General features: G+C 37.3%; 20 protein-coding genes. 9 read left to right on the top strand and 11 right to left on the bottom strand.

Annotated features, from left to right (window positions below; translation table 11 throughout):
* Window positions 1-204 precede the first annotated feature (204 nt).
* Window positions 205-1,287, top strand: a complete 1,083-nt coding sequence (gene bamC / locus QUD79_RS09970; RefSeq protein ID WP_184423193.1) for an NlpB/DapX family lipoprotein — start codon at window positions 205-207, stop codon at window positions 1,285-1,287.
* A gap of 96 nt (window positions 1,288-1,383) precedes the next feature.
* Here the strand turns inward: bamC and QUD79_RS09965 are convergent, their stop codons facing one another.
* The 6 genes from QUD79_RS09965 to QUD79_RS09940 form a co-directional block, all read right to left on the bottom strand.
* A complete protein-coding gene (locus QUD79_RS09965) occupies window positions 1,384-1,911 on the bottom strand; it encodes a DUF1697 domain-containing protein (protein WP_184423195.1) in 528 nt (175 codons plus the stop codon).
* Between the two features lie 17 nt (window positions 1,912-1,928).
* Window positions 1,929-2,981 carry an aldo/keto reductase gene (locus tag QUD79_RS09960; RefSeq protein ID WP_184423197.1) on the bottom strand — a complete coding sequence of 351 codons (1,053 nt, stop codon included), beginning with the start codon at window positions 2,979-2,981 and terminating at the stop codon, window positions 1,929-1,931.
* 19 nt (window positions 2,982-3,000) lie between these two features.
* The gene (locus tag QUD79_RS09955; RefSeq protein WP_184423199.1) at window positions 3,001-5,304 is read right to left on the bottom strand and encodes an FdhF/YdeP family oxidoreductase; all 2,304 of its coding nucleotides are present in this window, start codon (window positions 5,302-5,304) and stop codon (window positions 3,001-3,003) included.
* Window positions 5,305-5,617: 313 nt separating this feature from the next.
* Window positions 5,618-6,040, bottom strand: a complete 423-nt coding sequence (locus tag QUD79_RS09950) for a GNAT family N-acetyltransferase (RefSeq protein WP_184423201.1) — start codon at window positions 6,038-6,040, stop codon at window positions 5,618-5,620.
* Window positions 6,041-6,137: 97 nt separating this feature from the next.
* On the bottom strand, window positions 6,138-6,635 hold the full coding sequence (gene ilvN / locus QUD79_RS09945; RefSeq protein WP_184423209.1) for an acetolactate synthase small subunit: 498 nt from the start codon (window positions 6,633-6,635) through the stop codon (window positions 6,138-6,140).
* Window positions 6,635-8,359, bottom strand: coding sequence for an acetolactate synthase 3 large subunit (locus tag QUD79_RS09940; protein WP_184423210.1), 1,725 nt, complete (start codon window positions 8,357-8,359; stop codon window positions 6,635-6,637). The genes ilvN and QUD79_RS09940 overlap by 1 nt, the downstream gene beginning before the upstream one ends.
* A 426-nt stretch (window positions 8,360-8,785) precedes the next feature.
* On the opposite strand from QUD79_RS09940, the gene QUD79_RS09935 reads away from it, so the two are divergent.
* Both QUD79_RS09935 and QUD79_RS09925 read left to right on the top strand, forming a co-directional pair.
* Window positions 8,786-9,184 carry a DNA-binding transcriptional response regulator gene (locus tag QUD79_RS09935; protein WP_184423212.1) on the top strand — a complete coding sequence of 133 codons (399 nt, stop codon included), beginning with the start codon at window positions 8,786-8,788 and terminating at the stop codon, window positions 9,182-9,184.
* A 292-nt stretch (window positions 9,185-9,476) separates the two neighbouring features.
* The gene (locus QUD79_RS09925; RefSeq protein ID WP_184423214.1) at window positions 9,477-10,592 is read left to right on the top strand and encodes an HD domain-containing phosphohydrolase; all 1,116 of its coding nucleotides are present in this window, start codon (window positions 9,477-9,479) and stop codon (window positions 10,590-10,592) included.
* 84 nt (window positions 10,593-10,676) lie between these two features.
* Here QUD79_RS09925 and QUD79_RS09920 read toward each other — a convergent pair whose 3' ends face one another.
* From QUD79_RS09920 to QUD79_RS09910, 3 genes are all read right to left on the bottom strand, one after another.
* Window positions 10,677-11,057, bottom strand: a complete 381-nt coding sequence (locus QUD79_RS09920) for a VOC family protein (protein ID WP_184423216.1) — start codon at window positions 11,055-11,057, stop codon at window positions 10,677-10,679.
* A 356-nt stretch (window positions 11,058-11,413) separates the two neighbouring features.
* Window positions 11,414-12,022, bottom strand: a complete 609-nt coding sequence (gene yfbR / locus QUD79_RS09915) for a 5'-deoxynucleotidase (RefSeq protein ID WP_184423218.1) — start codon at window positions 12,020-12,022, stop codon at window positions 11,414-11,416.
* A gap of 199 nt (window positions 12,023-12,221) precedes the next feature.
* Window positions 12,222-13,436: a pyridoxal phosphate-dependent aminotransferase gene (locus tag QUD79_RS09910; protein WP_184423220.1), complete on the bottom strand. Its 1,215-nt coding sequence runs from the start codon at window positions 13,434-13,436 to the stop codon at window positions 12,222-12,224.
* Window positions 13,437-13,621: 185 nt separating this feature from the next.
* On the opposite strand from QUD79_RS09910, the gene QUD79_RS09905 reads away from it, so the two are divergent.
* Window positions 13,622-14,218 (top strand): C40 family peptidase, encoded by a 597-nt coding sequence (locus QUD79_RS09905; protein WP_184423228.1) that lies wholly within the window; start codon window positions 13,622-13,624, stop codon window positions 14,216-14,218.
* A gap of 105 nt (window positions 14,219-14,323) precedes the next feature.
* Window positions 14,324-15,643, top strand: coding sequence for a hypothetical protein (locus tag QUD79_RS09900; RefSeq protein ID WP_184423230.1), 1,320 nt, complete (start codon window positions 14,324-14,326; stop codon window positions 15,641-15,643).
* Between the two features lie 270 nt (window positions 15,644-15,913).
* Here QUD79_RS09900 and QUD79_RS09895 read toward each other — a convergent pair whose 3' ends face one another.
* On the bottom strand, window positions 15,914-17,617 hold the full coding sequence (locus QUD79_RS09895; protein WP_184423232.1) for a proline--tRNA ligase: 1,704 nt from the start codon (window positions 17,615-17,617) through the stop codon (window positions 15,914-15,916).
* A gap of 533 nt (window positions 17,618-18,150) precedes the next feature.
* Window positions 18,151-18,552, bottom strand: coding sequence for an RNA-binding S4 domain-containing protein (locus QUD79_RS09890; RefSeq protein ID WP_184423234.1), 402 nt, complete (start codon window positions 18,550-18,552; stop codon window positions 18,151-18,153).
* A 204-nt stretch (window positions 18,553-18,756) separates the two neighbouring features.
* Here QUD79_RS09890 and QUD79_RS09885 point away from each other — a divergent pair, with 204 nt between their 5' ends.
* The 4 genes from QUD79_RS09885 to QUD79_RS09870 all read left to right on the top strand — a co-directional run bounded on the left by QUD79_RS09885 (window position 18,757) and on the right by QUD79_RS09870 (window position 22,685).
* A complete protein-coding gene (locus tag QUD79_RS09885; protein ID WP_184423236.1) occupies window positions 18,757-19,038 on the top strand; it encodes a YcgL domain-containing protein in 282 nt (93 codons plus the stop codon).
* Window positions 19,039-19,060: 22 nt separating this feature from the next.
* Window positions 19,061-20,158, top strand: a complete 1,098-nt coding sequence (locus tag QUD79_RS09880) for a lytic murein transglycosylase (RefSeq protein WP_184423238.1) — start codon at window positions 19,061-19,063, stop codon at window positions 20,156-20,158.
* A gap of 152 nt (window positions 20,159-20,310) precedes the next feature.
* Entirely contained in the window at window positions 20,311-20,829 is a 519-nt protein-coding gene (locus QUD79_RS09875; RefSeq protein WP_281401806.1) for a YcgN family cysteine cluster protein, read from the top strand.
* Between the two features lie 320 nt (window positions 20,830-21,149).
* Window positions 21,150-22,685, top strand: a complete 1,536-nt coding sequence (locus tag QUD79_RS09870; RefSeq protein ID WP_184423240.1) for a Re/Si-specific NAD(P)(+) transhydrogenase subunit alpha — start codon at window positions 21,150-21,152, stop codon at window positions 22,683-22,685.
* Window positions 22,686-22,689 lie beyond the last annotated feature (4 nt).

Below are 22,689 nucleotides of genomic sequence, written 5' to 3'. Positions count from 1 at the left end.
GGCTAATGTAAACTAGCGCTTGTGTTTGTTAAATCAGATAAGTACCATGGAACGCTTGAATTATATTTGGGGAACTTATTGAATAAAAGTGACTCAAAATCGCGTAATTTACAAATTTACTGGTGGTTGGTTATTACTTTTCTTGCCCCAAAACATAAATGAAGAGCATCCTCGTATAAAGGTTTATTTTCGTCAGGAGTTTTGATGAACCGAAACATAATTTCACTGTCTTTGATCTGCCTAGCAGTCACGGGTTGTAGTACTGTTAGTAAAAAAAGCGCAATGGGTGATTTTGACTACGCAAGTAAAGAAGAAGCCCCCGCGTTAGTTATTCCCGCCAATTTAAGTGAGCCACAGTACAAAAACGAATATCAGATCAATAATAAGATTAACCATAATGGGCCAATAGGTAAACAAGTTGATGTTAGGGCACCTTCACTGGTATTGCCCGTAGCAACTGCATCGCGTGTTGAAAACAGCAGTGGTCAAGCAAAAATTTGGTTTGATAAGGTACTTGAAGATAAGGACCTACAAGAATTTATTTATCAAGCTGTTGTTGATGAGTTAGCCTCTGAAGGCGTTACGTTATCAGAGTTAAATGCTGATAAGCTGCTCTATCAGTCAAGTTGGTTTGTTAACGACAAAGAAACAGGCTGGTTGTTTTCTTCAATTGAAGAAACCGTTCGCATGAAGTTTAATTACCAATTTGAAACCAAGCCCCATGGGCGAAGCGTTGCTATAGTTGTTGAGCTAACAGGCTTTGAAAAAGTTAATGAGTCAGGTCAAACGACAGAGATCGACTTAATCGATAAAGAACGTGTTGAAATGAAAATGCTTAACGAAATTGTTGCACAAGTTGATTTAAAATATCGACAATTACAGCGCGACAATCAATTGTTAAAAGCCAATCAACAACTCGTTTCTTTAGGGCAAAATAGTAAAGGTGAAGCCGCCTATATTGTTGAAATGGAAAATGACATGTTGTGGTCTAACATGCCTATTCTCTTTTCTAAATATGGTTTCACAGTTAATGACTTAAATGAGTCGAAGCAAACTTACTTTGTTACTTACACAAAGCCTGAAACAACCATTTGGGATAGTCTTTGGGGTAATACCGCACCTTCAGTTGACTTAGCTAATGGACGTTATCAGTTTAACTTAGAAGCAATAGAAAATAGTACAGCAGTTACTATTTTAGATGATAAAGCACAAGCACTTTCTAAAGATAAATTAGACAGTATGTTTGACGTTATGAACTTAGCGTTATCGTTTAGAGATTCTTTATAAAGCGATTATTAACAATGTTTTACTTATAAAAAATGCTGCTATCAGCGGCATTTTTTTTATTAAACTTTTATCGACTTTGTTTAATAGGAGCCTGTCCTAACCCTCTAAATTACTTGTTAACATAGCGCTAATTTTGTTAATCGTATTTAAATTTCGCCCTGTAGCAGGCGAGCCTAAACAAGATTCAATGTGTGTAACAAACTTCGAGCGGCCAATTCCTTCGGGTGCATGTAAATAGAATATATTATTGATGAAGGCATATTGCTCGCTTTCAGCCAAGTATTTATCTAGCTTATCAAGCACTAAGCTAGCCTGATGTTTACAAAAATAAAAGTGTATAAACTTACCGTTAGTGTCGCTGAAAGGGCTTTGCTGATGTGCTTTTAGAAAGTCTTCTGCTCTCAACGAGATTACTTCGGGTGTAAAGTTAAAGTGCTGTGTAACCAATGCTTGTACAGCGGCTGTTGGGTTCTCTTTACTCTGTAAAATAACATTTCCTGTTTGTAGGTAATGGTGTATTTGTGTAAAACCTTCTTTTGCTAATAATGGCACAAGCACTTTCATTGGTAATTTATTATTACCACCAACATTAATTGCTCTAAATAAAATTACAAAAGTTTGCATTAATTATCAATTGTCCTTTAAAAAGCGGCTGGATATTGCTTCATAATAACTTCAATCTGTGAAAATAGTTCATCAGATACTGGTTTTGTAAAAGCGTTAATATTTTCTTTAAGTTGTGCCATATTTGTTGCACCAATAATCGTTGAAGTAACACCATCTATTTTATTACACCAAGCCAACGCTAATTCAGCTGGCGTAAAGTTATGATCTTGTGCCAATTGACAATATTGTTTAATGGCTTGGTTGGCAATAGGCGTGTCTCTAAAAAGCCCGTTTCGTTGCATTAACGTCCATCGGCTTCCTTGTGGGCGGGCACCATTGATATATTTACCACTTAATGCTCCGCTTGCTAAAGGCGACCAAGGTAAGTAAGCAATGTCTTCATGTACGCAGTTTTCAATTAAATAAGGCCAGTCTTTACTGTGTAATAAATTAAACTCATTTTGAATAGATACCATTCTTGGTAAGTTGTGCTCTTGGGCGAGTTTAAGGTAGGTATTAATTCCCCAAGGTGTGTCGTCAGATAAACCACAGAAACGAATTTTTCCGTCGTTAACACATTGGCTTAACCCGCTTAATATGTCGTGCATTTGGTCAACTTGCTCTGCACTATTTACGTCAGTTAACGGGATTTGATTAGGCCATTGCTTACCAAAATGTGGTGATACTCGGTTGGGCCAATGTAATTGATATAAGTCTATATAGTCGGTCTGTAAACGTTTTAAGGAATTATTAACCGCTTGTATTACTGATGATCCGGTTATGTTGCTTCCTTCTCGTATCCATTGTAAACCTGGGCCTGCAACTTTAGTGGCTACCACTAAATCTTTACGTTTTTTATTATTTTCGCTTAACCAGTTTCCTAGAATAACTTCTGTTTGGCCTGAAGTCTCTTGGTTGGGAGGGATAGGATACATTTCTGCTGTATCAATAAAGTTAATACCTTGGTTAGTTGCGTAATCTAATTGCTGATCAGCTTCGCTTTGAGTGTTTTGAATCCCCCAAGTCATTGTGCCTAAACACACACGTGAAACAGATATCTTACTTGCTCCTAAAGGAGAAAATTCCATTATAAACCTACCTTAAATTTTATATTATTCTATTGCTAACCGATTTTTCTAGCATTACCGCGATTGCTTTAGATGTTGGCGTAAACGACCTATCACCGACACTATCTAACGGTACTAGCGGATTGGTTTCTGGATAGTAAGCCGCTAGGTTACCTTGTGGTATATCATAAAATTTTATTTTAAAACCATCTACCGAGCGTACGCGGTTATCTGACCAAATAGAGGTAATAGTGACTAGGTCATCTTCAAGAAGTTTTAACCTTCTCGCGTCTTTTATATTAATAAAAACGACATTGCGTTCATTTTTAATACCTCTATAGCGATCATTCATACCATAAACGGTGGTGTTGTATTGGTCGTGTGATCTCAACGTTTGTAGCGTAAATAATTTCACTTTTTGGTTTTCTTGAAAATGCTCAGCAACGAGTTTATCAGGTAGAGGATCAACCCCAAACGATGCTTTTTCTGGTTGATTTTTCCATTGTAGTTTTGCAGCGCTATTTCCTAAATAAAAACCACCAGGGGTTTTAAGCCGACTATTAAAATTTGAAAATTCGGGTAAGGCTTGAGCTATCATCTCTCTAATTAAGTCATAATTGTCGGTTAAGCTTTGCCAGTTTATCTGTTTATTACCCAGCGTAGCCTGTGCAATACCGGCAACAATGGCGATTTCAGATTTTTGTTCTGTCGATAAAGGTGGCACACTGCCTTGTGAAGCATGCACCATGCTAAAAGTGTCTTCTACAGTAATATACTGGGGTCCACTTGCTTGAAGGTCTACTTCAGTTCTTCCTAAACAAGGTAAAATTAGCGCATCTTTTCCTACCGCCAAATGGCTGCGATTTAGCTTTGTGCTTATTTGTACATTTAATTCACTATTGCAAAGCGCTTCAAACGTTTGCTGTGTATCAGGGGCTGCTGCGGCAATATTTCCACCTAAACAGATGATTACCTTACTTGATTTATCTAGTAGTGCTTTTATTGCGTAATAAACGTTATGCCCACCATCAAACGGTAAAGGCTTATTAACTAACTTTGTTAGCGCAGTAATAAATTCTGCACTTGGCTTCTCATTAATGCCAACGGTTCTATTACCTTGTACATTAGAATGTCCACGAACGGGGCATAACCCAGCGCCCGCTTTACCAATGTTGCCTTTAAGTAGCTGTAAGTTCACAATTTCTTGAATGGTGGCAACAGAGTGTTTATGTTGTGTAATTCCCATTGCCCAAGTACAAATAACACGGTTAGATTGTAAATAGATTTCTGCTACTTGGGTTAGTTCTGTTTGTGTTAAGCCCGATTGTTGTTCAATTTTATCCCAAGGGGTGGTTATAACTTGTTGTTGGTAGTCTTTAAAATTAACTGTGTGCTCAGCGATAAAGTTAATATCGATTATTGCGGGTTTACCTTGCTTAATCGCCGTTTCGTTTTTTTCTAAAATATATTTACAAATACCACGAACAGCAGCCATATCACCGCCTAGCTTTGGTGATAGATACAAATGGCTAATCGTTGTTGCGCTTGGAGTTAATAGCTCAACAGGGTCTTGTGGGCTTGCAAATCGCTCTAACGCCACTTCTTTTAGATTATTAAATGACACTATTTTGCAGCCTGCACGAGCAGACTTTCGCAAGGTGTTCATCATTCTTGGGTGGTTAGTGCCGGGGTTTTGACCAAAAACAAAAATAGCATCAGCATGCTCAAAGTCGGCTAATGTTACTGTGCCTTTACCGATACCTATACTTTCATTAAGGGCAACGCCACTTGCTTCATGGCACATGTTTGAGCAGTCGGGAAAATTATTAGTACCAAACATGCGGCCAAATAACTGATAGAGAAAAGCGGCTTCATTACTGGCTCTTCCTGAGGTATAAAATTCAGCTTGATCTGGCGAGGTTAACTGAGTTAAATGTGTTGAGATTAAACTGAATGCATCTTGCCAACTAATACGTTCATAATGGTCAGTAGCTGAATTATAGCGTAATGGTTCAGTTAAGCGTCCTTGATACTCTAACCAGTAATCACTTTGTTTTTTTAGGTAGCTAACGGAATGAGACTTGAAAAACCTAGCATCAGCCTTTTTGCTGGTTGACTCCCACGATATTGCTTTAGCACCATTTTCACAAAATTGTAATAAACCTTCTTTTTCGTCCCCCCATGCGCAACCGGGGCAGTCAAAACCTTTATCTTGATTAGCGTTAAGTAAATTTTTAATGTTTGTGTGTGGTTGTTGGCTGTCAATAATATGCTTAATAGTAGATTTAAGGGAAGAAATACCACCCGCTTTTAAGGGCTTATTAGTTAAAGATGATTTTGTCACAGCAACCTACTTTATAATTTAACTCAGTCTAGGGTCTTTAATATATAGGGTTTCAGTAAAAGGTAAAATGCCTTAATGGCTTATTTTTACAAAGCGCTTGTTAAAAATCATAAATATCCTGAACTCGGGATAATGGATGTACGTTTAACGCATATAAAAGTTATACTTTGCAATATTTTAGAGTATTTCTTCCTTAGTACTAAGTGCAAGTTTACTACCAATGCTATAAGTTTTGTGTGAATAAGGCTTATTTGTGTACTTAACTTATCCCGAATTTAGGTTAAATAATAAAGCTATTGCATTTAATCATGGCCTAATAATGGATAAAACAACGAAGTTTGTTATTTTTTTGATGATAAATGCGATAACGTTGTTGGAGCACTTGAGATATTTGTGTTTCTGGAATAAGTGAAAAAGAATTTTTAAAATAGAGTAATGCTAATGCATCTGTTGAAAAACAAACGAGGGCAGGGTGTTGGCTGATACAATGCTGTAACAGGGTTGTTGCCAGCTTTTGCCTTGAATATTGTTTATCGACCACAAGTGCATGAAGCAACATTTGAGGATTGCTTTCTACTATTTTAGAAAGGATAACAGATGCAATTATTTGAGCGTTTTTTTGAATATAGTAGGTATGATCAAACCCTAAAAAACCTGCTGAATAATGCTGTTGCTTATAAAATCGCAATATTGCTTTTTTATCGTTGTTGCTGGCTTTTACTACAGTTGTTGTCATCTGAGCACCATAAGGGTTAGTAAAGCTAAAACCAAGCACTTAGCTTAGTTTTAGTTTAATGTTCAAACGTTTATATTACAAAGTGGCTACTTTGCAGCTACACCCTTAAGGCTTTTTCACCACGGCCTATGCCAACGCAACCTGAACGTACCGATTCTATAATTTCAGTTTCATTGCCCATGGTTTCAATAAAGGCATTAAGCTTTTCAGCGTCCCCAGTAAGTTGAACCGTATAAATTTGTTTACCAATATCAACAATAGAGCCTCTAAAAATATCGGTAATACGTTTAACCTCGGTGCGCGACTTTTCATTCATCGCTAACACTTTAATTAATAACAACTCTCGTTCAATATGACTTCTCTCGGTTAAGTCTGTTATTTTAATTACATCTATCAGCTTGTTAACTTGCTTCACTATTTGCTCAAGCACTCTATCGTCGCCACTGGTGGCGATAGTAATACGTGATAAACTGGCATCTTCTGTAGGAGCCACGGTTAAGCTTTCAATGTTAAACGCTCGTTGTGAAAACAAGCCAACAATACGAGATAATGACCCTGGTTCGTTTTCCAATAAAATAGCTAAAATACGACGCATTATGCTTTCTCTCCTTTTCTGATCCACATATCATCAATAGCACCAAGGCGTATTTGCATAGGATAAACATGTTCAAGTTCGTCAACTAACACATCAACAAATACTAAACGGTTTTTAATTTCAAAAGCTTGTGTTAATTTTTCATCAAGCTCATCTAAGTTATTAATTTGCATACCTATATGGCCGTATGACTCGGCTAGTTTAACGAAATCTGGTAGCGACTCCATATAAGATGAAGCATGCCTGCCGCCATAAATCATATCTTGCCACTGGCGTACCATGCCTAAAGAGCGATTGTTTAGTGAGATAATAACCACAGACAAGTTATACTGTAAGCAAGTTGATAATTCTTGAATATTCATTTGAATAGAGCCATCACCAGTAATGCAGATAACATGGCTGTCTGGAAAAGCTAACTTAACCCCCATTGCGGCAGGCAAACCAAAACCCATTGTTCCTAAGCCGCCAGAGTTAATCCATTGACGAGGCTTAGCAAAAGGGTAATGTTGGGCCGCAAACATTTGATGTTGTCCAACATCAGAGCAAACATACGCTTTACCATTGGTGATTTTGTACATTGACTCTATTACTCGCTGAGGCTTTATTTTGCCATCATCTTGCACATAACTCGCACTATTTAGAGCCCGCCACGCATTAATTTGTTGCCACCAGCTATCATTGGCTTGTTGGTTTATATGGTAATTACTTTCTTTTAACTCATCTAATAGTTGTTGTAGAACGATATCAATTAAACCAACTACTGGGATATGCGCATTGATCGTTTTAGAAATAGACGTAGGGTCAATATCAACATGAATGATAGTGGCGTCAGGGCAAAACTTTTTAACATTGTTGGTAACGCGATCATCAAATCGAGCACCAAGCGCTAAAATAACATCGGCATTTGCCATGGTTTTGTTAGCTTCTACACTACCGTGCATACCTAACATACCAATAAAGTTTTTATGAGTGCCCGATATACCGCCTAAGCCCATTAATGTGTTTGTACAAGGTGCGTTTAATGTTTCAACCAACTCGGTTAGTAACTCTGCAGCATCAGCTAACACTATGCCGCCACCTGAATAAACCACAAGTCTTTTGGCTGAGTTAATCGTTTTTACTGCTTTGCGAATTTGCTTAGGGTGACCTTTTTTAGTGGGGTTGTATGAACGCATTTTAACATCAGTTTCAATGTGGAACTCCCCTTTGTTGTGCGGCATTAAAATGTCTTTGGGAAGCTCTACAACCACCGGGCCAGGGCGGCCTGTTTTCGCAATATAAAATGCTTTAGCAATAGTGTTTGGAATGTCTTCTAACGTTCTGCAATTAAAGCTATGTTTTACAATAGGGCGTGAGCAGCCAACAATATCAGTTTCTTGAAAAGCATCATCGCCAATTAAGTTGGTTGGTACTTGGCCTGCAAGTACTACCATAGGAATAGAGTCCATGTAAGCTGTTGCAATACCTGTAACACAGTTAGTTGCGCCAGGGCCAGAGGTTGCCAGTACAACACCTACTTTCCCTGTCGCACGTGAGTAACCATCAGCCATGTGAGTAGCTGCTTGTTCATGGCGTACAAGAATATGCTCAAAATCAGACTGCTGGAAAATTGCATCATAAATATCTAACACCGAACCACCAGGGTAACCAAAAATGTATTTTACTTCTAACGCTGCAAGTGCTTTTACCACCATTTCAGCGCCCGTGAACGCGTTTTTTTTCATGAGTTAACCCTTTAAAATTATTAGAAAAAATCTATAAAAAAACCCTCGGTCTTTTCAGAGCGAGGGTTCAGTATTTGTTAAATTACTTACATTATTTACACAATACACAATCCCCGCGCTGGTTTAATAACCACCACGACTAAGAGGACGACGTTGAGTAAATTTGAAAAATTCATTTGTTTATATTAAATACTATAAGTTTTGTGCCTATATTTTTAAGGGGTTTGTCTATCAGTGTCAACCTAAAATTACAATTTATTTGTTTTTAGATATAATTAATTGCTATGTAGGGGTTTGACTCTTAGAAAAAATCACCTTTTCTAATTACCTTTTAACTTTAATCTTGTTATGTTTTATCGATAGTTAGTAAAATTTTCTAACTGGTCTACACTCAAACTATTATGTGTATTTTTGAGGCTTAAGTGTATGTCTATGTTCGTTTTTAAGGATGAAGAATCAGTCGAACCTACAGATACAAATAAAAAAAATAAAAAAGTGTGGCGTATTCTCGTTGTTGATGACGATAAAGCCGTTCATGAAATTACTCAACTGGTATTGTCTGATGCGATTATTGAAAATCGTTCATTAGAGATTGTCTCAGTATTTTCTTCACAAGAAGCGCAAAAAATTTTAAAAAATGATGATACTTTCTGTATGGCATTCGTAGACGTAGTGATGGAAACTGACCATGCAGGACTTGAGTTAGTTGATTGGATAAGAAACGATCTTAAAAATCAATCAATACGATTAATATTGAGAACAGGGCAAGCGGGTTCTGCACCAGAAGCTAAAGTCATTAAAGAATTTGATATTAGGGCGTGTTGAACTTTGCTGTACATTTTTGCAGCGATTTATTTGGTGTTTATACAAGGCTGAACTTATGTAATGGGGTTGTTCCCCATAAATAAGTGAAAACGCCGTAGAAAAACCAAAGAGGCGCTGTCCTACGGATACGTTTAAACATGATTTACTTTTCGTTCTAGCGCATTTATGTAGAATACTACACTGTATTCGCTACGCCTCAATTAAATCATGTTTAATTCGTACAAAATTTGTACTCGAAAGATCAACACGCCCTAATGACTATAAAGAAAAAACAGACTTTACTGCGAATAAAATGATCACAACAGTATACGCAGCAATCAGAGCTTATCGCGATATTATGATCATCAAGAGAAGCTTAGACGCCTTTAAACAACTCATTAAATCTACGCATGATCTTCTTAAAATAAATCAATTTAAATCTTTTGGCTCGGCGGCATTAAATAATTTACTTACCCTAATGGATCTAGACAGCTCTGCACTTTATATTGCCCGAAATCAGATAGATTATGACCAAAAAAGTACCAACTATATTCTTGCATGCACCGGGAAGTACGTGAGTGAATCTGATGACTTAGACCGGTCAGAAATATCAGATGATATTAAACAGTTAATACGAGAAGCCTTTGATAATAAAGCGCACTATACGGATGACCATTGCTTTATTGGCTATTACGAAACAGCAAGTAACGTGTCTTCTGTGCTCTATATTGAATTTGAAGATGATAATGAGCATTTTCGCTCTAGTTTGGTTGAATTGTTCGCCACTAATATTGCTTTGATCTTAGAAAACTTAACTAAGCAACATGAGATAGAGAGGACACAAAAAGAGCTACTTTACATAGTTGGCGATGCTATCGAAGCGCGCTGTAAAGAAACCGGACAACATGTTCATCGTGTGGCGCTTGTTTGTGAACTGCTCGCACTTAAATTAGGCTTAGCTGATGACCATGCTCGAGCTATTCGTTTAGCGGCACCTTTGCACGATATTGGTAAAATTATCGTACCTGAATCAGTCATACAGAAAACTGGAAAGCTTAACGATGCTGAATGGTTGCTAATGAAACAGCATGCTGAGATAGGCAGTGAATTATTGTCAAAATCCCAAGCGAGTATTTCTAAGTTGGGTGCAAAAATGGCACTATCTCATCATGAAAACTGGGATGGAAGTGGTTACCCTGAAGGGTTAAAAGGCCTAGCTATACCGTTAGAAGCTCGTATCATGGCACTTGCTGATGTTTATGATAGTTTACGTTCAGCGAGAAGTTACAAAGCTGCATGGGATGATGAGCAGATAAAGGCATTTTTTATTCAGCAAAAAGGAATTAAATTTGATCCTGACTTAGTTGATGTTTTTCTTGAGCATTATGAAGAGTTAAGCGAAATAAAGGCCGATTGGGCTGCTCAATAAAGCAACCAGCCAATATGCCTTGATAGCTAAGGTAATTGAATCAAGCAGCGACTTGATTTCAATAACTGTAAAGTTACTTTAGTATTACTTTAAAGAGTGAAGCCCAAATAAATTACCTTCTGTATCTTCAGCTAGGCTAATAAAACCATACTCGCCAATAGACATTTTAGGCTTTTGAATAGCACCACCCGCTAAATTAACTCTAGACTCTTCTATCGAGCAATCTTCACAGGAAAAATAAATTAATGTACCGTTTCCACTAGTTGAATATCCATCCATTTTTACGAGTGCACCGGTCGCGCCGTATTTGTCCATATTTGCTGGGAATGCTAACATTTTGATACTGTCATCAGTGGGATCACCCAACGACTCTAGCTTTACCTCAAATACCGTTTGATAAAAAGTTTTTGCTCTTGAGAGGTCTGATACATATATTTCAAACCAGCCTACAGGGTTGTTAGTCATAAATTTTCTCCATGGTAACTTAGTGTTTTAGTGGTAAACGGTAATCAACTAATAAGGTATAGCTAACACGAGTGAAGAGCGCAAGTGTGGCACAATTTAATGAGGTAACAGTGGTGTTGGTTTTGTTAAAAGCCCATATTTGCACAGCAAACTTGATTGGATTCTTGCAATAACTTATTTATGTGACACTTCCACAATATTCAAGTTAGGAGCATTCAGTAAAGTGGGATATGAATTCAACTGTGTATATCAATTAAACTAGGCATATCAATTAAACTAGGCCAACTCACATTTATTACTTATTGTAAGTCAGCGCATTGCTTTGTCTGTTAATTGTGCTAGAGGTTTAAAAAAGATTAATTGTTACTTTTGGTTAAATGATCAACCGTGGATGAGCAAGAAGCTAAAAATATATCTAAAAAGTAGGCAACCTCAGGCATTTCTTCCTTCATGCTGTTAAGTTTTTTATCTAAACGTTCTTCTACGTGTGTAAACTCGTGGTTATTATGCGCGAGTTCGTCAATAGCTTTTATATAAGCAACGAGGATATCGGCAGCTTTTACAATTATTTTGTACTCTTCATCAACGTTATCTTGCACGATGATATCAGTAAATAATTCTTGAAACTCAACAGGTAATGATGCTAAACATTCTTTTTCTGCTAAGCTTTCAATCTTTTTAAATTCACGGGCTATTTCAGGGTTAGCATATTTTGTTGGGCTTACTATGTCCCCATAACGCGTCTCAGATGCTTCATGGTAAAGGGCAATTGTAGCAACACGATCGGCATTGATAGTGCCGCCAAATTTTTTATTACGAATAACAGCGAGTAAATGGGCAACAACGGCTACTTGATGTGAGTGCTCAGCAACATTTTCAGGTTTTACACAAAACATTAATGCCCAACGTTTAATTAACGGCATTCTAAACATCCATGCGAGAAAAGTGCTTTGAGATTCAGCCATTAATATATTCCTGTTTGTTGATGGTATTTAATAAGAGTGTGTTGTCGTTTACTGCATATTAGTTGCAACAAGCTGTATGTTAGTTATACAGACCATTTTACTGTGCCATTATACCTGATTTACCCTAAGGCATGTTGATCTTTTAGCTACAAATATTTGTGGTAAGATGAAGTGAAACTATCTGCAAAGATCACCATTTTTATTGTTTATAGCGGCTAAAAAAGTTTTTTAGCCTTTCTAGTGCTGGCCTTAGTTCATCAACATGAGGTAAGAATACTAACCTGAAGTAGTTGTACTCTTTAATATTGAATGCACGTCCATGAACTAATAGAATTTTCTCTTGTTTTAGCAGATCGAGGATCATTTTCTCGTCGTCTGTAATATTAAACTTTTCTTTGTCTACTTTTACAAAAAAGTAAAGGGCACCCATTGCTTGATTGCAAGATAAACCGTCTATTTCATTGATGAGTTTATGAGCTAAATTGCGTTGTTTTACTAGTCTACCGTCGCCACTGATCAGTGCATTAATACTTTGATAACCACCTAAAGCGGTTTGTATGGCATGTTGGCAAGGCACGTTAGAGCACAATCGCATAGAAGACAACATGACTAAGCCTTCTAGGTAATCTTCAGCATGTATTTTAGGGCCTGATATAACCATCCATCCGGCACGAAAACCTGCAATACGGTAATTTTTAGATAAACCGCCCATAGTGATCACCAATACATCGTTGGTAAGTCTAGCTGTGGGTATATGAACCGAATTGTCGTAAAGAATTTTGTCGTATATTTCGTCACTAAAAATAATTAAGTTGTGTTTTCGGGCTAAATCAATAATTCCTTGTAGCACCTCTTCTGTATAAACCGCGCCTGTTGGGTTGTTTGGGTTAATTAACACGATAGCTTTGGTTTTATTGCTAATGTTAGCTTCGATATTTTTAATATTTGGAAACCAGTTATTGTCTTCATCGCATTGGTAATGAACGGGGTTACCACCAGATAAAGATACAGCAGCAGTCCATAGGGGGTAGTCTGGAGCAGGTATAAGCACTTCATCGTCATTATTAAGTAGTGCCTGCATTGCCATTACAATTAATTCACTTACGCCATTACCAATAAAAATATCATCGACACAAATGTCTAAAATACCTTGCTGTTGAAAATACTGCATAACTGCAACGCGTGCCGAATAAATGCCCTGAGAGTCGCTATAGCCTTGCGAGCTTGGTAAGTTGTGAATAACATCTTTTAGTATGTCGTCTGGTGCTTCAAAACCAAAAGGGGCAGGGTTACCGATATTGAGTTTTAAAATTTTATGCCCTTCATCTTCTAAGCGCTTGGCCTCTGCTGCAATTTGTCCTCTAATTTCATAACAGACATTGTTGAGTTTGGTCGATTTTTTTACGCTTTTCATAACTTACTTCTTAATTGTTCGATGAGTGGTAGGCTTAGTTTTAGGTTTTACTAAATAATGATGTTACTTAAGCCATTAAAACGAATTATATTGAATAATGAAACAGTTACTTTCATTTTTTTTATAGCAAATATGTTAAAAGTAATTAATCTAGTTATTAAAGACTGACTTTATGGAGATTCACTATGCCTTTACCCTTGTTTTGGTTGGGTGCTGCATCACTGTCTGCTTTAACGGTAAAAGCCTTGGCTGATGACAGAAAGTTACAGCAACAAAAAAGACGTCGTTATGCGTCGGTACAAACATTAAAACATTTAGCGCGTTACGAGTCGCCTATTGCTACGTATCCGAGCGAGATGCTTTCAACCACTGAAAGGACCTCTCCTAAAGTGGGAGCTATTGTCTGCTGTGGTGTTGGTGGTGTGTTAGAGCATACTGGGATTTGGACCGAAGATAATATGATCATAGAGTTTGATGGTAATGGTTTAATAAAACCTATTTCGCCAACGCGTTTTATTAAAGAAAGATCAGGAAAAAATATTTTCATTGCCTGCGACTCTAATGCAGATCCACTATGTTGTGAAACGGCTGCTTCAAGAGCGACAGAGCAATTATTTACCAGTCGGCCATATCATTTAATTGATAATAACTGTCATCAATTTATTTGGCAGTGCTTTAAACCTAACGATACTCCATTATCAACTTTTAAAGCCCTTAACTTACGTTTAGCCCATTATTTTAATCGTAAAATTTATTGGGACTTATGTGATACACAAACATAGGTTAATAAAGGTAGCTATTTTTACTATACATTTTCTGTGAACTCGATAATATTGCGGCCATTAATTTTAATGTATTTCTGTATAACTAACCAAGACGAGTAACACTTGTTTAAACGTATTGTAAAATGGCTTTTATTGCTTATTCTTTTAGTGGTAATTTCTTTAGGTATTACGCTGTTTTTAGCAATAGACGCTCAGCCAAGTGTAATCCAAAATAATCAATTAGACAGCGCTTTAGCACAAAAAAGTAAGCAATTATTAAAACGCACTTTGTCCGTTTTAAAGCAACAGCAAGATGCCTCAATAATTACTATGTCGCAAGGTGAACTTAACGGTTTATCTGCTTTGCTGCATCGTGCTATTCCTAATGTAGCGAGTAACATAACGCTATCTAATAAGAATATGAATGTAGCCGTTAGTGTTAGTTTACCTATTATTAACCGCTACATAAATATTGAAACACAAATTTTACCCTCACAAGATAGGCTAGTGTTAAATACTATTAGTATCGGTAGTTTATCCCTCTCGGGTACCTTTACATTAAGAATGGTCCGTTGGGCGCTTAATAACCTTGTGCAAGTCAACTTGGGTGACTCGCTATTAACAATGATAGGTGAAGTTCGTATTAATAAAGCATATTGTACTTTTACGCTGTCTTTACCGAAAAACTTAGCAAGCCTCAACAAAGAGGGCTCTTTACTCTTTGCCTTAAGAGACGAGCTAAGTTTATTTGGTGACCCTGCGATTATTAGCGCATATTATCAAGAACTTGTTCATGTATCAGCGCTGGCGCCAAATAAAGCGTCTTTAGCCTATTACTTTCGTCATCTATTTCAGTTTGCTGAGCAGCGCACCTTAGCTTTTGGTCAAACTGCTGCTATTAATGAAAATAAAGCGGCTTTACTGGCCTTGGGGCTCTACTTTGGTGCAGATAAATTTGAATTATTAGTGGGAGATATCTCTCAACTTGATATGAACAATAAAAAATTGCGAAGGAAACTACAGAGTTACACGTTATTGCAAGGCCGCGCAGATTTACAAAAACATTTTATTTATTCTGTAGCATTACAGCTTTTTTCTTCAGTAAGTGCTAGTGATGCTATTGGTGAATTTAAAGAGTTTATCGACAGTAATAAAGGGGGCTCAGGCTTTTCTTTTGCTGATCTAATGGCTGACAGAGCAGGTACACGCCTAGCCGAGCTAGCGACAACTTCACAACCAAATGCGATTAAAGTACAAGGCTTATTGGCGCATATAACTGATGAAACCTTATTACCGAGTATTGATGGCTTGCCAGAAGGGCTATCATCAAAGCGATTTGAAGCTAAATATGAAGCCATTCATTCGCAGGCATACCAAGCGCTACTGTTAGATATTGATCAGCGCTTGAGTGAGCTAGCTTTGTATGATTTAAAGTCACTATAAAGAAAAAACTCAATGGCTAAACACCATTGAGCTTGTTTATATACCTTTGAGCATACGCCCTAGTGACTAATTAACCTTAGCTCGGGTTAAGAGATAAGTTAATGCCCTGAAATTACTAGACTTGTGGTTGTAGCAACTCACTAGCTTGATAGTTCTTCTTAATTCAAGGCAAACTCATTAAAAATAGTTATTCTATTGTTTATGAATTTAACACACAAGTAAGGAAAAATAGCTGCTAGAGAGCTATTTATTATCCCGAGTTGAGGTTAATTAACGGGCAAATAAGTTCATTATGTCGCTAATATCCATTAAAGACTTTTCACCGCTAATTCTATTTTTTACTTCAATTTGTTGATTATCTAAGTTTCTTTCACCAACAATTAGTAAAAATGGCGTGCCAATAAGCTCATGATCAGCAAACATAACCCCTGGACGTTCTTTTCTGTCGTCAAATATAACTTCTATACCGGCTTGCTGTAATTGAGAGTACAATTTCTCAGCAGTTTCTTTAACGCGTGCAGATTTAGCCATGTTCATAGGTACAATAGCTACTTGAAACGGTGCAATAGCACTTGGCCATTTAATACCATATTGGTCATGATTTTGCTCAATAGCTGCAGCAACAATACGAGACACACCAATACCGTAACATCCCATAGTTAATATTTGATTTTTTCCTGCTTCTGTTAGTACGCCGCAGTTCATTGCTTGTGCGTATTTGGCTCCTAATTGGAATATATGACCAACCTCGATACCACGCTTAATAACAATGTTTCCTTGGCCACAAGGGCTAGGGTCGCCTTCAACTACGTTGCGTATATCTTCAACGCTGTAGTTTTGAAAGTCTCTATCCCAGTTAGCACCAGTAAAGTGCATATCGTTAATATTCGCTCCACAAACAAAGTCAGCAAGGTGTGCTGCACTGCGATCAACAATCACGGGGATACTTAAATTAATAGGGCCAATTGAGCCTGCATTACAATTAACAGCAGTTTGAATTTCTTCATCGCTAGCAAAGGTTAATGGTGTGGCAATACCGCTAATCTTTTCGGCTTTTATATCATTTAATTGATGATCGCCACGAAGTACTAATGCAACTACAGGTGCTATTTCATCGTCACCTTTTACTAATAATGTTTTAACGGTTTGTTTTACATTAACAGATAAAAAAGCTGCGACTTCTTCAATGGTTTTTACATTTGGTGTAGCGACCTTAGTTAATTGCTCAGTTGCTTCTGGTTTAGTACCTTGAGGTGCTAACGCTTCAGCTTTTTCTATATTGGCTGCAAAATCGCTAGTGTCACTAAAGGCAATATCATCTTCACCAGAATCTGCCAAGACGTGAAATTCATGGGAAGCATCGCCACCAATTGACCCTGTATCTGCAATAACTGGCCTATAATCTAAACCTAGGCGTTCAAATATTCTGCAATAAGCGTCATACATTTTTTGATAAGTATTTTTTAAACAGCTTTCGTCTAAATGAAATGAGTAGGCATCTTTCATTAAGAATTCGCGACCACGCATTACGCCAAATCTCGGACGTATTTCATCTCTAAACTTGGTTTGTACTTGAAACACGTTTAACGGTAATTGTTTATAGCTACTTATTTCATTAGCAACTAATTTAGTAATCACTTCTTCATGTGTTGGGCCAAGTACAAACGGGCGGTTATGGCGATCGTTCAAACGTAGTAGCTCAGGACCGTAATCTTCCCATCTACCAGACTCTTCCCATAAATCTGCAGGCTGCACCATTGGCATTAGTACTTCAATAGCACCAGCTCTTTCCATTTCTTCACGAACGATGGCCTCTACTTTTCTCAGCACTTTTAAGCCAGTGGGTAACCAAGTATATAAGCCCGATGCAACGTTACGTACTAAACCTGCACGTAGCATTAATTGATGACTAATGACCTCTGCACTTGCAGGGGTTTCTTTTAGTGTTGATAGTAAATATTGGCTCGTGCGCATGAATGCAAAATTCCGTAAGTAACATGAGGTAAATTTTTAGTGTGTTTATTCTAGCAGGGCAATAGACTTGGCAAAAGCAGAAAGTGATCTCTACCACACAATAATTATTTATCACTAATGGGACATTTAACTTTTTAGTTATATTTCCTTTAGGGCGCGTTGAACTTTTAAGTACAAATTTTGTACGAATTAAACATAATTTAATTGAGGCGTAGCGAATAAAGTGTAGTTACTCTACATAAATGAGCTAGATAGCTTCCGCGTTCTGTTCACGCTAAGTACCTACTTCCGTGTAAGCAACGAAAAGTAAATCATCTTTAAACGTATCCGCAGGACAGCGCCTCTTTGGTTTTTCTACGGTGTTTTCACTTATTTATGGGCAACAACCCCATTACATAAGTTCAGCCTTGTATAAACACCAAATAAATCGCTGCAAAAATGTACAGCAAAGATCAACACGCCCTAATCGCTTTCCTAATTTTTTACTTCAAGACGTTAGTAAATTAGGATGAACAGCGCGTAACAGATAAAAGCTAGAAGTTAATGGGTTTTCTGTTACCGCTTATATCGGTAACTGGTTTATTTGTATTTTCTACGTTAGTGCTTTGGTTCTTGCGTGAAGCGTTTTTGTTTTTTGCGTTCGCCGCTTTTTTATTTTCAGATGCGCGTTTTTTAGTTTTTTCTATTTTTATTGGTTTTACATCAACAGGGGCATGACATATCACTATTATACATTCGCCATTAAACTCAATGCGGTCGTTATGGTAAATTTTTTTACGCTTTTGGGTTTCTAACACGCCATTAAGATAGACATAGCCTTCGCTGATCACCATTTTAGCTTCGCCGCCACCACTAACTAGGTCAACCGCTTTAAGTAATTTGCATAATTCAATGGGCTGGGTAGCTAATTCAATTTCTAGGGTTGGGTTATCCAAAGTTCAATCCATTAATATTGTTAGTAAAGGTAAGCGTATTGCTTAAGATAGTGCTGATTTTACCACGGAGAAAAGTAGAGTACACCTGTTAATAAAATGAATATTCATCGCGTTATAGGTTCAATAAAAAATAGGGCATGATATATTGTGTTATATCCAACATTGGTATCATCAATCTGTTATCTACAATCAAGGTTCTTATTTATGTTATGCGCGGTTTATAAAAGCCCCAAAAAAGCACAAACTTATCTTTTTGTTAAAAAACGCAATGACTTTACAGCAGTGCCTGAAGCGTTAAAAGAAATGTTTGGTACGCCAACACTAGTCACTATTATTAATTTAGCGACTAAAACAAAGCTGGGTTTAGCTGATCTTGACAAAGTACAAGAAAATTTACTTTCTCAAGGGTTTTATTTGCAGCTTCCACCTCCTGAAGAAGACTTATTAAAAACACATAGAGCAGAATTAAAGCTCGATCAGTTATAACGTTAATTAAACTAGTAAATATATGAATTCTATTAAAAACATTAAACTTATTTCATCACATTCATTCGTTGTAATATTACTGACTTTATTTAGTGGTATTTTTAGTGTGCAAGCGTTTGCACAAGCTGAGCCAGAAGGTAAGCCACCATTAAACGAGGCTAATTTTTTACTTTATGTGGAACAATTAAAAACTGAAGCTCAAGCGCAAGGCTTTACTGCTGAATTTATTGATCAAGCATTTGCTAATGCTAAATTTTATAAACGCGCAGTTAAAGCAGATAGAAGCCAGCCTGAAGTAGTAGAAACATTAGATACCTACCTACCCAAGCGTGTACCAGACTGGAAAATTAAACAGGCTAGACACCAATATAAAACTCATAAAATTTTACTTGATACCATTGCCGAAAAATACGGTGTTCAACCTCGCTTTATTGTTGCTTTGTGGGGATTAGAAACAAACTTTGGCAAGATCATGGGAAATTACAATGTAGTTTCTGCTTTAGCAACTTTGGCCTATGAAGGACGCAGAGAAGCTTTTTTCAAAAAACAGCTATGGGCAGCATTAACAATTGTAAATGAAGGGCATATTGACGTTGAAAATATGAAAGGCTCTTGGGCCGGAGCAATGGGCCAAAATCAGTTTATGCCAACGTCGTTTGTTGCTTATGCGGTAGACGGTGATGGCGATGGAAAGAAAGATATTTGGGGAAATCAAGCAGATGTCTTCGCTTCTATGGCGAATTATCTTAAAAAAGAAGGTTGGAATAGTGATATAACATGGGGCCGCCAAGTTAAATTACCTAAAGGTTTTGATAACTCTTTGGCTATTCCACAGAAAACAGGAGGGCGTAAGCAATGGTTGGCTGCTTGGAAAAATACCGAAAAAACACTAGCTCAGTGGCAAACACTTGGTGTTAGAAGAGTTGACGGTACAGACTTGCCAAAAGTTGATATTACAGCTGCGTTGGTTTTTCCAGACGGCGAAAAAGGCAGAGCGTATTTAGCTTATGATAATTATAAAAGCTTAATGCATTGGAATTTATCTTATTACTTTGTTAGCTCGGTAGGGCATTTGTCTGACCGAATTAAGTTTCCACCAATTAACTATTCTACTCATTAATTATTTAAGTGCTGTTTTCAAGCTAACAGCGCTTAAGCTAGTTAAAATGGAATACTACATAGTGCTACTTTTAACTTGTTATTGTAAGAAAAAGTCTATGTAGAGGCTAAAATCAAAGGTCAACACTCCCTATAAACCTTAGGAATAAAGCATTGAGTACAACTATAAAAGAAATACCTTTTTGGGAAAGTAAAAGCTTAGAGCAAATGTCGCGTAACGAATGGGAATCATTGTGCGATGGATGTGCTAAGTGCTGCTTACATAAGTTTATTGATGATGAAGACAATGATGATGACTCAGAGTTAATGCCAACAACGTACATTGAAGAAGGTGAGCAAATGAATTACAGCAATATTGCCTGTTATTTGCTTAATGATAAAACATGTCAATGTACCCAATACGATAAGCGTACAACACTAGTACCTGATTGTGTTCAGCTTACACAAGATAATATTGACAGTGTGTTTTTTATGCCACCTAGCTGCACTTATCGTCGTTTAAAAGAGGGGCGAGGTATACCGTCTTGGCATCCTTTGTTGCATAAAGGAAAAAAATCAGCAATGCATAAAGCGGGCATGTCGGTGCGCGGCAAAATTGTGAAAGATAACGAGGTCGATCTTGACTTTTTTGAAGATTACATTGTGCTCTGGCCGCTAAACGATATTGATTAACAGGTAATCTAGTTGATTAAATACGCGCCACTAAACCGTGATGTTGGCGCATTTCCCCCTCATAACTATAAAAATTTAAGTTAAGCAAAGCTTTTATCCCTCTAAAATATCTCAAACCTGTATCACTAAAATTTATAATCAATATATAGAGTATTTAACCTATTTAGCCTTCTTTTTTGTATGAATAATCATCAATTAATGATACAACAATCGATACTAATTAACGCACAGATAGCTTGCGCTACCTACCAATTGGTAAAGTTTACTGTTGAAATTACTGATAATTTCTTATTCATAATAATAAATAAAATAGGTGATTTATGATCATTGGAATCCCCAAGGAAACTCTCAAAGGTGAAAACCGTGTGGCTTGTGCACCTAGCGCAGTTACATCATTAATAAAACTTGGTTTTACGGTTCAAATACAAAAAGGTGCTGGTACCAAAGCGAGTTTTTATGATGATGAATTTATCGCTGCCCATGCTGAAGTTGTTGCTAAAAAAGCATGTTGGCAAGCAGATATCATCTTAAAGGTTAATCCGCCAACCCTAGATGAAGTTGAGCAAATGAAAGTAGGAGCAACATTGATCAGCTTTCTAGCACCTGCAACGAACCCTGACCTGCTTAACCTGTTAAAAGCTAAATCGATCACGAGTTTAGCAATGGAAATGGTGCCAAGAATGACACGCTCTCAGTCAATGGATGCATTAAGTTCAATGGCAAATATTGCAGGTTATCGTGCGGTAATTGAAGCAACTCATCAGTTTGGTCGTTTTTTAACAGGGCAAATTACAGCTGCAGGTAAAATGCCCCCTGCTAAAGTTATGATAATTGGTGCGGGTGTTGCAGGTTTAGCTGCAATAGGTACGGCAGGTAGTTTAGGTGCTATTGTACGCGCTTTTGATACAAGGCCTGAAGTAAAAGAGCAAATTGAAAGTATGGGAGCAGAATTTCTTGAACTTGATTATGAAGAGCCAGAAGATACAGGTGCTGGCGACGGTTATGCTAAAGAAATGAGTAAAGCCTTTATTGACGCTGAAATGGCATTATTTGCAGAGCAAGCTAAAGACGTTGATATTATTATTACCACCGCGATGATACCAGGCAAACCTGCACCTAAATTGATCACGGCTGAGATGGTTGCTTCAATGAAAACAGGCAGTGTAATTGTTGACTTAGCAGCAGCTGGCGGAGGTAATTGTGAGTTAACCGTTGCAGGCAAAGTAACGAATGCAAACGGCGTTCATATTATTGGTTATACCGACTTAGTGTCGCGCTTACCTAATCAATCATCACAACTTTATGCTAATAATTTAGTTAATTTATTAGCGTTACTTTGCAAAGACAAAAATGGTCAATTAATTATTGATTTTGATGATCAAGTTATACGTAATATGACGGTTGTTAAAGACGATGAAATTACTTTTCCACCGCCGCCTATTCAAGTAAGCGCCGCGCCAGTAAAATCAAAGGCAACAACTAAACCGGCAATAGTCGAGGAAGACACTGCCGCCCCAAGTAATAAGAAGTATGTGTTTATGGGCGCAGGTGCTTTACTTTTTGCATGGGTGGCAAGTGTTGCCCCAGCTGACTTTTTATCTCACTTTACAGTATTTGTATTGGCCTGCGTTATTGGTTATTACGTGGTGTGGAACGTTAGTCATTCACTTCATACCCCGTTAATGAGTGTCACTAATGCAATTTCTGGCATCATTATTGTGGGCGCACTACTGCAAATTGGAAGTAGTAATATTGTTATACAAGTATTGGCAGCAATAGCTGTTTTAATTGCAACCATTAACATCGTGGGTGGCTTTGTAGTCACTAAACGTATGTTAAAAATGTTTAGAAAGTAAGGGG

The sequence above is a fragment of the Thalassotalea piscium genome (assembly GCF_030295935.1).
GTDB lineage: Bacteria > Pseudomonadota > Gammaproteobacteria > Enterobacterales > Alteromonadaceae > Thalassotalea_B > Thalassotalea_B piscium.
The sequence above is the reverse complement of the archived record's forward strand: the minus strand, read 5'-3'. Positions and strand labels throughout refer to the sequence as shown.

Bases quoted from the DNA above. Each gene is read 5' to 3' on its own strand.
- bamC (WP_184423193.1), top strand. From the start codon at position 205: ATGAACCGAAACATAATTTCACTGTCTTTGATCTGCCTAGCAGTCACG.
- QUD79_RS09965 (WP_184423195.1), bottom strand. From the start codon at position 1,911: ATGCAAACTTTTGTAATTTTATTTAGAGCAATTAATGTTGGTGGTAAT.
- QUD79_RS09960 (WP_184423197.1), bottom strand. From the start codon at position 2,981: ATGGAATTTTCTCCTTTAGGAGCAAGTAAGATATCTGTTTCACGTGTG.
- QUD79_RS09950 (WP_184423201.1), bottom strand. From the start codon at position 6,040: ATGACAACAACTGTAGTAAAAGCCAGCAACAACGATAAAAAAGCAATA.
- ilvN (WP_184423209.1), bottom strand. From the start codon at position 6,635: ATGCGTCGTATTTTAGCTATTTTATTGGAAAACGAACCAGGGTCATTA.
- QUD79_RS09940 (WP_184423210.1), bottom strand. From the start codon at position 8,359: ATGAAAAAAAACGCGTTCACGGGCGCTGAAATGGTGGTAAAAGCACTT.
- QUD79_RS09935 (WP_184423212.1), top strand. From the start codon at position 8,786: ATGTCTATGTTCGTTTTTAAGGATGAAGAATCAGTCGAACCTACAGAT.
- QUD79_RS09925 (WP_184423214.1), top strand. From the start codon at position 9,477: ATGATCACAACAGTATACGCAGCAATCAGAGCTTATCGCGATATTATG.
- QUD79_RS09920 (WP_184423216.1), bottom strand. From the start codon at position 11,057: ATGACTAACAACCCTGTAGGCTGGTTTGAAATATATGTATCAGACCTC.
- yfbR (WP_184423218.1), bottom strand. From the start codon at position 12,022: ATGGCTGAATCTCAAAGCACTTTTCTCGCATGGATGTTTAGAATGCCG.
- QUD79_RS09910 (WP_184423220.1), bottom strand. From the start codon at position 13,436: ATGAAAAGCGTAAAAAAATCGACCAAACTCAACAATGTCTGTTATGAA.
- QUD79_RS09905 (WP_184423228.1), top strand. From the start codon at position 13,622: ATGCCTTTACCCTTGTTTTGGTTGGGTGCTGCATCACTGTCTGCTTTA.
- QUD79_RS09895 (WP_184423232.1), bottom strand. From the start codon at position 17,617: ATGCGCACGAGCCAATATTTACTATCAACACTAAAAGAAACCCCTGCA.
- QUD79_RS09885 (WP_184423236.1), top strand. From the start codon at position 18,757: ATGTTATGCGCGGTTTATAAAAGCCCCAAAAAAGCACAAACTTATCTT.
- QUD79_RS09880 (WP_184423238.1), top strand. From the start codon at position 19,061: ATGAATTCTATTAAAAACATTAAACTTATTTCATCACATTCATTCGTT.
- QUD79_RS09870 (WP_184423240.1), top strand. From the start codon at position 21,150: ATGATCATTGGAATCCCCAAGGAAACTCTCAAAGGTGAAAACCGTGTG.